A 12,327-nucleotide genomic window follows, 5' to 3' on the forward strand; every position below is an offset into this window, starting at 1 on the left:
CCAGGGTCACCCTGGTCGGGGAGTGCAGAGGGGAGAATCCCCTTTGCCCGCCGGAGGCCTGGCCGTCGAGAGATGTCTGAAGGAGGGCGTGTCCAAACGCGGACACCGTGCCGTATGCCTCCTCACCAACCCGCGGGGATTGCAAAGCGAGCGGTGTAGGTTGAAGGAGTCCTCAACACTGGCACCACAAAGGGGACATCCGTTGTGTCCCACGGTTCCTCATGGAAGTGCCTCCGGCGGCAAGGGGGCCTGTGTTGTTTTTTGGCCCCTTGACCCCAGGTTGCCGTGGCACGTTGGGTTTGAGCTATGGCGCGCTGCGCCGGCAAAGGCGCGGTTTGAGCCAGCGGGATGGAGGCCCCCTTCGTTGATCACTCACAGCTTCACAGCGAGTGCGTCCGCGTCGCCGTGATCTGCGACTCTTCGACAATCTGGATCGCGAAGGGGGACTGGATCTTGTAGATGATCCCCCGCCACTCCACGGTCCTGGAGAACTGCGCCCGCAGCAGGGCCCAGAAGTTCACCGCCTGGGCGATGACCACCCAGAACGGGATCGTCAGCCAGACGACGGCCGAGCCCCAGTTCGCCTCTTCGCCGCGGCGCCGCAGGACCTTGTTGACCCAGAACTGCAGCCAGACGAAGAGAGAGAGCAGCGCCGCCTGGAGGACGACGACCGCCAGGAGCGCCCGCCGCGCGGCTGTCGCATCGCCGAGGGCCGCCGCGACGCCGGCCAGCAGGGCCCCTCCGTACACGATCAGGAAGATCGTCGACCCGTGGGCGATGACGAACCACCAGAACGAGTGGTAGAGCCGCGTGTTGATGAGCTGCCGGGAGATCCAGTAGCAGACGCTGCGGAAACTGCTGTCCTCGCGGTTGATCATCAGGAGCGAGGGGACGAACTTCATCTTCAGGCCGTGCTCGCGGAGGACGTCCGCGGTCATGGTGTCCTCGCACAGGGCTCCCCCCCAGCGGTCGACGATCCGCAGGCGGTCGAACGTCTCGCGGCGGAAGGCGAGCGTCCCCCCCCAGGCGATGTTGACCAGGGCCATGATGACCTGGGCCGGCATGTTCCAGAGGAGCCGAACGATCGCTCCGGGCGAGGGGGACGATGGGAGGTACCATCGTCCTCCGGTTGCGGCTCCGACCTGCGGATCCTGCAGGGCCGCGGCCAGTTCCCGGATCCACGACGGATGCGGGACCGTGTCGGCGTCGAGGAATGCGATCAGCTCGTGCTGCGGCTGAAGGTTCTGCAGGGCCTGAAGCTGGCTGCTGCACTTGAGGCTGCAGTTCGGACGCCGGTCGGTCAGGGCCCGGACGGAGACGTGACTCACCCCCATCCGGCCGATCAGCTCGTGGACCATGCCCCATCCGGGATCGTCCGTCGAATCGACGACGATCCGGACTTCGTAGCGGGGGTAGTTCTGCCGGAACAGCGACTGGAGGCAGCGCTCGAGGAACGGGTCGGCGCCGCGGATACAGAGGACCACGAGCGCCGACGGGCATTCGTCATCGGACAGGCTTCGGCCGCGGTAATTCGAGACGCGCTGGACGAACCGGATTCCGAGGAGCAGATGAACCAGGGCAAACACGGTCGAAACCGCCAGGAGCAGTCCCGAGACCATGTTGAGAACAATGGGCATCTTGAATTCGCCGGGCCTGCCTCGAGAGCGTTCGCTGGGGACGCTCTTGCAAATCAGGCGCCTGAAAGGGTGATGAAGCGAAGTTCGTCAGGGACGAGATTCGCTCCGGGCCAGCGAGAGAGGAGTCCCGTTGGTTGCTAGCAGCATGAATGCAGGGGGCTACGGTCGTCCAGAACGCGATTCCATGGTGCCCAGAATTCGCGGCCGTTGCGATCCGTTTCCCGTGCCTGACGATCGGAATCGTTTCGGCCGGAACGAAGAGAGGCAGCCTTGCATTTTTTACGGCATTTCCGGGAGCCGCCCGGGACCGGTCGCGAGCCATCGGCGAAAGCTCCGGAAGGGGCCGCCCGATAGTCTTGTGGCCGCCGATGCAGAGCCGGTTAACTTGCCGAGAACGATTGTAAGATGTTTTCGGATAAAAAGTTGTGGTTTTGAATTTGCCGCGCGGGGGGCTGGGGCAGACTCGTCTTGTTGTTTACCAAAGAATACACTTCACAACGGTTGTGCCCCGATGCGATCCTTGCGGATGGCCCGTGGCACGATTCTCGCGAGGTCAGCGGGTCGCGGAAGTGCGTCTGTGCTTCGTCGCCATCGCGCAGGATCGCACAAGGGATTTTGAATGCCGTCACGACCCGAGATTGCTTCCCTGCTGGACCTTTCCCTGATGGCGGACTTTCCGCCTCAGTACGGCCCCGAAGAGATTCGAAGGACGAATCCGCAGCGGGATGCGATGGAACAGTTGTCCGGGGTCCTCGCGATGGACGTCCCGTCGGGTTGGGCCGTCGGCTACAAGGACCTGTCGTCGAACGACTTCTGGTGCCCCGACGAACCCCGTACGCTGTCGCCCGGGTGCGTCGAGACCGCAGCGCAGCTGGCCGTCTTTTTCCTGAAGCGGTCGGGCCTGTTCCCGAGCGTGGGCGTGTTCGGAATTGGGGGGCTGGGGAACCTGCGGTTCTTCAACAGCATTTCTGCTCCCTGCCGGCTGGTCGTTGCGGTCCGGACGATCGACATCGATCCCCCTGGCGCGGCGCGGATGGAGTTCTTTGCGGAAGTGAACGCTCAGCCTGTGTATTCGGGAGACCTGCTGTGCGTCCCGCTCGACTGCGCTGCGGCACAGCGAAAAGGCCTTCGCGCGGGAACGACTCGGCCGGAGTCGAAGGAACTCATCGGAAGCGGCCTCTAGGTCCGACCGCGGATGGCGGCGGCGGTGTATTCGAACGTCGAGGCTCGGGGTGTCTCTCGCCGGAACGGCGCAGGGGGGTGAGAGTCTCGCGGCGCGTGACGGCCGGTGTTCCGCGGACCGCGCCGCATGGGCCGGGCTCGCGACGTCGACTCGCCCGCCGGAGTGCGGTTCTGATCGGGGAAACGGGCTCGATCGACCGGGCGAAACGCGAGGCGTCGGCTCCTTGGGAACGACCGTCCGGGCGACGATTCTGATGCCGTCGGTCCCGATTGATTTCGCGTCATCGCCGGAGTAGCCTGCACGGGGTCTTCCCTGCAAATGGACAGGGCCGGAATTTCCCCCGTCTTCTCCCCATCTCCGACGGCGCGATCTTCTTCGGTTCCCATTGTTTTGAAAGTGGAAATGAGCACTCCGTCGAAGAAAGATCCCGATTCGCCCCTGAGTTCCCAGGCTGCGAATCACCTCGGCATTCACTTTGATCCCCAGGGGCCGATCGGGGATCCTTCGGACTTTGAAGGGCTCGACTTCGGCGACCTCGCTCCTCCTCCGGCTCCCGCCGCACCGGCCGCTTCGCGCGAGCCGGCGGTGACGTCCGCTGCCGCTCCAGCCTCCGCTTCGTCGCCTGCGGACGACGATCTGTTCTTCGACGACGACTTCGGCGGCGGCCTGCTGGAAGACCGGTCGACTGCCCCTGCGTCGCCCGCTGTTTCGGCACCGGCCGCGTCCTTGAGCGAAGTGGACGACGACTTCGAAGCCGAGGAACCGGAGCCCGAGGCGCCCGCGATGGCGACCAAGGATGCCGGCGAGAAGGACGAATTCTGGGACGCCCTCGAAGGATGGGACTGGAACGCCTCGTCCGGTTCGGGTCGGGAATCCGCTCCGGAGCGGAGCGGTGGACGCTCTTCGTCCCGCGACTCGGACTCCCGCTCCTCGCGCCGACGCGAGGGGGGAGAGGATCGCGGACGGTCGCGGGGACGCTCGGATTCGGCCGGGGGAGAAGACCGTCCGCGCGAGTCGTCGCGGGGAGGTCGGGGAGCCCGTCCGGAGCGTCCGGCCCGCGAGCCGGCGCAGGAGTTCGAATTCGAGGCGCCCGTCGCGGAAGAACGCCCGTCGCGGCGTCGGCCCGAGGGAGCCCGTGCGGCTGAGCCTGCTCCCGCCCCTGCCCCGCCTCCGCAGGAGGACCGTCCGTCGGAAGGCCGCGGTCGCGGTCGTTCGTCCGGCGGACGCCGTTCGGAACGGTCTGCGGATCGGGAGCCGTCGGCTCCGCCGCGAGCGGAGCGCGAGGCGGCCCCGTCCCGGGAAGCCCCTCCGCCGCGGAAGAAGCGGCCCGCCGAGCCCGCGTTTGAATCCAAGGATGCGTGGGATGACGAAGACCTGTTCGATCAGGATCTCGACTTCGCCGAAGAGGCCGAGCCGATCGCCGAAGCGGATGACGAAGAGTTCGGCCTGAGCGAATCGGAGCCTGAAGCTCCCGCTCCTGCCGCCGGCCGGCCGGAACGCGGCGGACGCCGTCCGTCGCGCGGTCGGGGTCGCGGCGAAGAGCGCGGCCGATCGGAAGACCGGGGCCGGTCCGAGGAACGTGGACGGAGCGGAGAAGAACGCGGTCGCTCGGAAGAACGCAGCCGAGGCGAGGATCGCGGACGGGGCGAAGAGCGCAGCCGCAGTGATGACCGCGGTCGTGGCGAAGTGCGTCCGCGGGCCGAAGAACGGTCACGCAGCGAAGAACGGCCCCGCAGTGAAGAGCGGCCCCGAGGCGAAGAGCGGCCTCGTGGAGAAGAACGCCCGCGCAGCGAGGACCGCGGCCGGGGTGAGGATCAGGAAGGGCGTCGGCCGCGTCGCGGGCGGCGCCGCCCGGACGAGGAGGCCTACGCTCCTCCCGCCGATGAAGCGGTTCCCGCTTCGGCCGAAGGGGCGGATGACTTTGGTGGTGGCCTGGACGAGGAAGAACGTCCCCGTTCCCGTCGTCCGGCACGCGGGGACGAATCGGGATCGCGATCCCGGGGTTCGGCCCCCTCCGGCGAGCGGGCTCCGCGGCCGGCCGCTGATAGCGAGCGCGGTACCGAAAGGGATGCGGACCGTCTTGAACCGGCTCCTCAGCTGACGAACCGCGACGTTCCGACGTGGGAGCAGGCGATCTCGCTGCTCGTGCGCCGGATTCGGGAACCTCGCGGCGGAGGCCGGTCGTCCGGTGGTCCGCGTCGGGAAGGTTCCCGCCCCGAAGGTTCGGGCTCGGGCTCGGGCTCGGGCTCGGGACGGCCGCGTGGCCGGCGGGACGACGGTGGCCGGCGGTCGGACGATCGCGGCCGGCGTTCGGGCTCCGAAGTGGAATAGTTGATGAGGCCGGAGCGTCTCCCTGGAAGCGGGGAGACGCTCTCGCGCCGCACCGACTGCTTGGTCGCGTTCGCGACGCGCTGATGGAAGCCGGTGACGCAGCCCGCGGGGCTGTGTTGGAATGGGCCGGCCGCTGCTGGGCCAAAGCGATTCGTCAGCCGTGCCTGTCATTCGAGCGGATCGAGAGCGACGAAGTGGGCGCGCAGCTGCGCCTCATGGCACTCTCGTATGAATCCTGCGCGTGAAGCCTGACTTTACGTGTCGCGAGCGGGCCGACCACTCTCAGCCGCAGGAGCCCTTGGTCCCTTCGGCGTTCTCTTCCACGTCGCACACCTGATTCTCGATCTCGGTGATCTTCTCAACGCGGCGCTGGTGGCGACCCCCTTCGAACTCGGTCTTGAGCCAAGTCTCGACGACGCGTCCCAGGAGGCGATCCCCCATCAGGTCGGCCGAGAGGCACATAACGTTGGCGTCGTTGTGCCGGCGGCAGATCTCCGCGGCGACGTCGTCGTGGCAGATGATGGCCCGCACGCCGCGAAACTTGTTCGCGGTGATGCACATCCCCATCCCGGTCCCGCAGATCAGGATCCCGCGGTCCGCGGTCCCGCCGCCGACCATCCGCGACACCTTGGCCGCGTAGTCAGGATAGTCGACGCTTGCGGTCTCCGAGGGCCCGCAATCGATCGCCTCATGACCGAGCTCCACGAGCTGAGCCAGGATCTGGCTCTTGACGCGAACACCCCGGTGGTCACTGGCAACGGCAACTTTCATTATCGCGAGGCCTCTTCTTCTCTCTCCTGGATCAAGTGGTCCAGGAAGGCTTCCAGGGCCTGACGGATCTCCGCTCCGCAGGCCTCGTACACCGACATCCCCTGTCCGATCGGATCGCCGATGTCGCGCTGCGGAGAGAGCAGGCGCATCTTCGGACGGTGCTCCGGAAATTCATTATACAGCGTGTCGAGATGGGCGGCAGTCATCGCCACCACATAGTCGGTCTGAGCCAGAAGATCTTCCGTCACCGGCTGGCTGCTGTGGTCAGACAGATCAACGCTTGCCGATCTCAGGATGGCCAGGGTCTCCGGGGCGGCGGCCATTCCGGTCACGGCCGAAACGCCGGCGGACTGCGCGAGGAACCCGTGGTCGGCGAGTTCGTCGACGGTACAGCCCAGGCGATCCGCTGCCACGCGCCGGAAGAGCCCTTCGGCCATGGGAGAGCGGCAGGTGTTTCCGGTGCAGACGAACAGAATCATGAGGCTGCTGAGTCGGGACATCATGGAGGCGGGGACCACCCCTTCGCGGATGAGTCTCCAGCCCGCGGCCGTCAGATCGATGACGGTCGGCCCCTGTGGATGTCGCGGGGGACCGGAATCGTACACGGTTTCCAGGTCCTGGCCATGAATTCGTGCGACTTCCAGTCCGTCGGAATCGTTCCAGGTCCGGCCAGTCGGCAACCGGGCCGCGACCGTCAGAACCGGCGGAGCCATTCCTTCCGCGACGCGCCGCAGAAGAGGAAAGGCCGGGACGCAGATCGGCACGTCCGCCTCCGCCAAGAGCTTGCGCGTGGCGGTCGGAAAGGCGTGGAACGAGTGGCCGGCGACGGAGCCCGCCCGCACCACGACCGGCCCCGGCCAGCACCGCCGCAGGAGCCGCCCGGTCGAGCGGGGAAGGTGCGTCACGAAGTCCTGCAGGGATTCCTGCTGCGGAATCAGCAGGGCGAAGTCCTCGGCCGACGCCTCGGGCCGGGCGGCGATCAGCCGTTCGACCGCGTCGGCGGATGCGGCCGAGCAGGCGAGCAGGTACCGGGTCTCTGAAGGTAAGCCGACCAGCTGGCCGGCCGTCAGCGCAGCGGCGATGTCCTCGGCGAGTTCGCCGATTGCTGCCACGTGCCGAAGATCAATGACCTGTGTCATACTGCCACATGGGCCCCCGCCCCCGCGGTCCGGACCACAAGGCCGGCCTGATCGGAGGGTTCAGCGAAAACACTACGGCACGAAATGCGGAATGTCACGCCCCGCCGAAGGAAACACGCTCCCGTTCGGATCAACAAACCGATATATTTGAGCGATGGGCTTGGGAAAGTAGACAGGCAGGCGTGTGCCAAGCGTTGGCGCGGACGTCCACGAGCCCCCGGAAAGGCGAACCAATGAAGAGCGGTGTTCTGTCTCGTCGAGCGGTCTTGCGTGGACTCGGAGCGGCGATGGCCCTTCCGTGGCTCGAGGCGATGGGACCCCGCAGCGCGTTTGCCGCCCCGGCGTCGAAGTCTCCGCTCCGGATGGCGTTCCTCTACGTTCCCAACGGGAAGCAGATGGACGCCTGGACGCCGGCGAAGACCGGCGCCCTGGAACTGACCAAGACGCTGGAGCCGTTGGCCGCGGTTCGGGAAAAGATCACGGTCATGACCGGCCTCGCGCAGCGGAAGGCCTTTGCGAACGGCGACGGCGGCGGAGACCATGCCCGCGCTCTCTCGACGTTCCTCACCGGGACGCAGGCCAAGAAAACCGACGGTGCGGACATCCGCGCCGGTATCTCGATCGACCAGATCGCCGCCCAGTCGGTCGGCAAGCATACGCGTTTCCCGTCGCTTGAAATCGGATGCGACGCGGGGGCCCAGTCGGGCAACTGCGATTCGGGTTACAGCTGCGCCTACTCGTCCAGCATCTCCTGGCGGAGCCCGACGCAGCCGGTCCCGAAGGAGACGAATCCGCAGTACGTCTTCGAGCGGCTGTTCACGAACGGCCGCGTCGGCGAAACGACCGCCCAGCGGGCCCGGCGGCAGAAGTACCAGAAGAGCATCCTCGACTTCGTGCAGGAAGACGCCACCCGTCTCCAGACGCAGCTCGGGATGGCGGACCGCCGGAAGCTCGACGAGTACCTGTCGGCCGTGCGTGAGCTGGAGATCCGGATCGAGAAGGCGGGCAAGTCGCAGGGGGGGAACCTCGTCGATCGTCCCGCTCCGGTCGGGATTCCCGACTCGTTCGAGGAGCACATCCAGCTCCTTGGCGATCTGATGATCCTGGCCTTCCAGACCGACGTGACCCGCATCTCGACGTTCGTCTTCTCGAACGAGGGAAGCGGCCGCAGCTTCAGCTTCATCGGGGTTCCGGAGGGGCATCACGACCTCTCGCACCACGAGAGCAAGGAAGAGAAGCGGAACAAGCTCAAGCAGATCGACCTGTTCCACACGAAGCAGCTGGCCTACATCCTTGGGAAGATGGACGGCATCAAGGAAGCGGGCGGGACGATGCTCGACAACACGATGCTGGTCTACGGCAGCGGTATTGGGGACGGCAATCGCCATAACCATGACGACCTGCCGATCGTCCTGGCCGGGCGTGCTGGTGGCCGTCTCAAGGGGGGCGAGCACGTCAAGTTCGGGAAGGAAGTCCCGCTGACGAATCTCTATCTGACGATGCTGGACTGGATGGGTGTCCCGTGCGAGAAGCTGGGTGACAGCACCGAGCGGCTCAAGGGAATGGCCTGATCACAGGGCCCGAACCGCGTCCTCGCCGGCGCTCAAACCCAACGTTCCACGGTAGCTGGGGTCAAGGGGGTCTCACCCAACGCCGTTCGCGACTCTGTCTCGGAACTGGCGTTAACTGTGGGATTGCAAAAGACTTCGAGCCTCGTCATCGGTTGTGTTGTTCTACGACACAGGCCCGATGCACGGAGGCTCGAAGATGGCTTGGAAGCCACAGCGGCGATCGTATCGTCACGAATTCATTGAGGCGATCGCCACGGTCTTTCCCCCACAGTGGTTCAGCCGGTTCTCTTCGCACGGCAACACCGGCTGGACCCCGCTGAAGATCTTCTGGGTCTCCACCATCATGAGCTGGCAGCCCCAGGTGACCCTCCGCGAGCAGTTCGATGCCGCCTGCGACATCCTCCGCGAAGTCTTTCCCGCCTGGACCATCGGCGACTCGCTCTCCGGGTTCCTGGCCGCCCGCGTTCGTGGTCTCCCCCGGATGCGAGATCCGATCCTCCTGCGCCTGCGACAGTTCGTCGCCGAGCATCTGGACGACTGGCGAGTCCGGGGATGGGCGGTCTTCGGCGTCGATGGCTCCCGCTTCGAAGCCCCTCGCACGACGCCCAACGAACAGGCCTTGGGCTGCGCCGGCAAGGAGGGGACCACGCCGCAGGTCTTCCAGACGACACTCCTGCACATCGGAACCGGCTTGCCATGGGACTTCCGTCTGGGGCCGGGGACACAGAGCGAGCGGCGACAGCTGGACGACATGCGGGACAACCTGCCGCCCCGCTCCCTGCTGACCGCCGACGCCGGCTTCATCAGTTTTGAGCTGTGCCGCTGGCTCACCCGGAACCGGCACGACTTCGTCCTGCGGGTGGGAGGAAACATCCGGCTCCTGACCGGCCTGGACGGTCCTGACTTGGATTGGGCGGTCGAGACCGAAGGCCAGACGGTCTCGCTGTGGCCCACCCGCTGCCGCGACCAGCCGCCCGTCGTGTTGCGACTGATCGTCGTTCGCGACGATCAGAAACGACCGGTCTCGCTGGTCACGAACATCCACGACGAGAGGGCGCTGTCCGACGAGGACGCCGCCGAGATCTACCGGCTCCGCTGGGGCCTGGAGCTGCACTATCGCTCGCTCAAGCAGACGCTCTGCCATCAGACGCTGCGGAGCCGCACGCCGGAGGGCGCGCTGGCGGAGCAGACCTGGCATGTCCTGGCGAGTTGGCTACTGCAACTGCTGACGGCTCGGGAACTGATCGCCTCGGGATCGCATCCGGCGAACTGGTCTGCCGCCAAAGCTCGGGACGCCGTCCGCCGTCTGCTTCGTCGAGTCGTCCACGGCCGCCCCGTCCGCCGCATGCCGTCCTTGCGGGACCAGCTTTGTCAGGCCGTGGTGGACAGGGACGGTCGAGTCGGCCCGAAACAGATCCGCCGGTGGCCGAGACCGAAGCAGGACAGGCCGCCCGGCCCCCCGAAAATCCAACCGGCCACCCGAGAAGATCTCCAACAACTCCAACGACTTCGGACCACGTTACAAGCCCGATCATGAACAGCATTGGGTCTCACCCCCTTGCCGCCGGAGGCACTTCCATGAGGAACCGTTGTAAGCAACGGACGTCCCCTTTGTGGGACCAGCGTTGAGGACTCCCTCACATCACACCGCTGGCTTTGCAATTCCTGCGGGTTGATGTGGGGGCATCCGGCACGGCGTCCGCGCTTGGACACGCGCTCCTTCAGAGAGAGCGAGACGAGACGGGCCTCCGGCGGGCAAAGGGGCGTTGCCCCTCTGCACTCCCCACCAGGGTAGCCCCTGGACCCGGTTGGAGAGGACACCCTTAGAAGTTGTCTACGGTCCCGGAAACCGCACCCAGACCGTCTTGAGATAACCCGTCTCCAGACAATTCGTCGCAATCGGATGGTCCGCTCCCGCACCCGCCGTGTGAAGAATCTGGGCACGCCGATCCTCCGGCACCGCCGCAATCACCAGCCGCCGAAAATCCTCGTCCGCCAGAAGCCCCGAACAACTGCACGTCACCAACAAGCCCCCGGGAGCGACCAGCTGCATCGCCAGCCGGTTCATGTCGAAGTACTTCCCCTTCCCCGATGACTCCTCGTCGCGGGAATGAACCAGCTTCGGGGGATCGAGAACCACCACGTCAAACGTCTTGCCGTTCGTCCGCATGTCCCGCATGTAATTGAACGCGTCCGCATGGACATAGCGGATCTGGGCATGGTTGATCCGGCCGTTTCTCTTCGCCAACCCGATGGCGTCTTCGTCCAGGTCAACCCCCGTCGTCTCCCCCGCCCCGCCCCGGCTCTTCGCCGCCACCGAAAATCCCCCGGTGTAACAGCACAGATCGAGAACGCTCTTGCCCTGTGTGAACCGGGTCAGCTCCTGGCGGTTGTCCCGCTGGTCGCAGAAGAACCCGGTCTTATGCCCCTTGGCAAAGTTGATCTCGTACTTCGTCCCCGACTCCGTGATCGTCACGTGGCGAGGCAGGTCCGGCGAACTGTAAGGCTCCGCCTCGAACCCCTCGTGGTCGAGCGTCCGGGGAGCCGGCAGAACGACCCAGTGCTGCGTGTCCATCAGCCGCGAGAGCATCTCCGCGATCGCCGTCGCCCGCTGGTACATGGCCAGCGAATAGACTTCCAGCGCCAGCACCGGTCCGTACCGGTCCACGACCAGTCCCGGCAGACCGTCCCCTTCGGCGTGCACGACCCGCCAGGCGTCGCTCGTCGCGCCGAGCTTCAGGAAGTCCGTACGGAGATCGATCGCCGACTGAAGCTGCCGCGTCCACCACTCCTCATCGGCGACCTGATCGCCCCGCGTCAGAATCCGAATCGTCGCCTCGGCCCGGAGGTTGTAGAGCCCCTGGCCAAAGCGGGACTTGTCCGGCAGCCGAAGCTCGACGAGATCCCCAGGCTGGGCGCGGCGGTCGATGTCGCCGAGCCGCTTGCGGAACAGCGTCTGGCTGCTCGTCGGAGACTTCACCTCCACGACCGGCAACCGCTGATCCGGGGCGACCCCGAGACCGCGCTGCACGAGATGCTCCGCCGAGAGCGGAGGCCGCGGCCGGTCCTCGCCGTAGTATCCGCCCGCAAACGGCTCGCGGGGCGGTCCGCCTGGTCCTGGTGGTCGGGAATACCCCCCCGGTCGCGGACCGCGGGGACCGCCGGCCGGCGGAGGAGACGAGGGACCAGGACGACGGGGCGGGCGAGGATTGGGCATGATCGGTGGAGCGTGGCCGCTCGCGTGCGCCATCGTCGGCGCCCGGAACGGGAAGAACTCGCCGAAACTCCGGCGAGTTCTTGAAATGGATGCGGTGGACGTCGAACGCGGCCAGTGCGGCGCGTCAGTTCTTGAGCTTCTTCTCTTCCTCGGCCTCGTCCTCACCCTCCTTCATCCCCTTCTTGAACGAGGAGAACGAGGCCCCCAGGTTCTTCATGGCGTCCGGGAGACGGGCTCCAAACAGGACGATGAAGACGACAATCAGGATCAGCCACGCGGTCGGCTGCATCAGGTAGGCGAGCGTCATCGGACGTCTCCGGGTGTCGGGCCGCGGAGGGACCAGACGGAGTGCGGATTCTCAGCGAATGAACATCTCGCTGTCGGCTTCCATCTTACGCGGCCCCGTCGCCGTTCGAAAGTGGCGGAATTCGGAAGGGGATCTGATCGGGGGCCGCGTTCCGAAAGAGCGTTTTCCACA

9 protein-coding genes are annotated in these 12,327 nt (G+C 66.2%); 4 read left to right on the forward strand and 5 right to left on the reverse strand.

What is annotated here, in order from left to right; translation table 11 throughout:
- Nucleotides 1-380: 380 nt before the first annotated feature.
- The gene (locus VT03_RS28145; protein ID WP_075096088.1) at nucleotides 381-1,637 is read right to left on the reverse strand and encodes a glycosyltransferase; all 1,257 of its coding nucleotides are present in this window, start codon (nucleotides 1,635-1,637) and stop codon (nucleotides 381-383) included.
- Between the two features lie 619 nt (nucleotides 1,638-2,256).
- On the opposite strand from VT03_RS28145, the gene VT03_RS28150 reads away from it, so the two are divergent.
- Nucleotides 2,257-2,820, forward strand: a complete 564-nt coding sequence (locus tag VT03_RS28150) for a 3-hydroxyacyl-ACP dehydratase FabZ family protein (protein ID WP_075096089.1) — start codon at nucleotides 2,257-2,259, stop codon at nucleotides 2,818-2,820.
- A 402-nt stretch (nucleotides 2,821-3,222) separates the two neighbouring features.
- Nucleotides 3,223-5,151 (forward strand): hypothetical protein, encoded by a 1,929-nt coding sequence (locus tag VT03_RS33850; RefSeq protein ID WP_075096090.1) that lies wholly within the window; start codon nucleotides 3,223-3,225, stop codon nucleotides 5,149-5,151.
- A gap of 282 nt (nucleotides 5,152-5,433) precedes the next feature.
- Here VT03_RS33850 and rpiB read toward each other — a convergent pair whose 3' ends face one another.
- Both rpiB and VT03_RS32955 read right to left on the reverse strand, forming a co-directional pair.
- Nucleotides 5,434-5,922 carry a ribose 5-phosphate isomerase B gene (gene rpiB, locus VT03_RS28160; protein WP_075096091.1) on the reverse strand — a complete coding sequence of 163 codons (489 nt, stop codon included), beginning with the start codon at nucleotides 5,920-5,922 and terminating at the stop codon, nucleotides 5,434-5,436.
- On the reverse strand, nucleotides 5,922-7,061 hold the full coding sequence (locus VT03_RS32955; RefSeq protein WP_082846597.1) for a Sua5/YciO/YrdC/YwlC family protein: 1,140 nt from the start codon (nucleotides 7,059-7,061) through the stop codon (nucleotides 5,922-5,924). The genes rpiB and VT03_RS32955 overlap by 1 nt, the downstream gene beginning before the upstream one ends.
- A 287-nt stretch (nucleotides 7,062-7,348) precedes the next feature.
- Between VT03_RS32955 and VT03_RS28175 the strand changes: the two genes are divergently transcribed.
- Together VT03_RS28175 and VT03_RS28180 are read left to right on the forward strand one after the other, a co-directional pair.
- The gene (locus tag VT03_RS28175) at nucleotides 7,349-8,632 is read left to right on the forward strand and encodes a DUF1552 domain-containing protein (protein WP_231870539.1); all 1,284 of its coding nucleotides are present in this window, start codon (nucleotides 7,349-7,351) and stop codon (nucleotides 8,630-8,632) included.
- Between the two features lie 196 nt (nucleotides 8,633-8,828).
- The gene (locus VT03_RS28180; RefSeq protein WP_255378414.1) at nucleotides 8,829-10,169 is read left to right on the forward strand and encodes an IS4 family transposase; all 1,341 of its coding nucleotides are present in this window, start codon (nucleotides 8,829-8,831) and stop codon (nucleotides 10,167-10,169) included.
- Between the two features lie 297 nt (nucleotides 10,170-10,466).
- Here the strand turns inward: VT03_RS28180 and VT03_RS28185 are convergent, their stop codons facing one another.
- Together VT03_RS28185 and VT03_RS28190 are read right to left on the reverse strand one after the other, a co-directional pair.
- Nucleotides 10,467-11,663, reverse strand: a complete 1,197-nt coding sequence (locus tag VT03_RS28185; protein WP_075096093.1) for a class I SAM-dependent rRNA methyltransferase — start codon at nucleotides 11,661-11,663, stop codon at nucleotides 10,467-10,469.
- A 310-nt stretch (nucleotides 11,664-11,973) separates the two neighbouring features.
- Nucleotides 11,974-12,156 carry a twin-arginine translocase TatA/TatE family subunit gene (locus VT03_RS28190; protein WP_075096094.1) on the reverse strand — a complete coding sequence of 61 codons (183 nt, stop codon included), beginning with the start codon at nucleotides 12,154-12,156 and terminating at the stop codon, nucleotides 11,974-11,976.
- Nucleotides 12,157-12,327 lie beyond the last annotated feature (171 nt).

It is taken from the genome of Planctomyces sp. SH-PL14 (assembly GCF_001610835.1).
GTDB lineage: Bacteria > Planctomycetota > Planctomycetia > Planctomycetales > Planctomycetaceae > Planctomyces_A.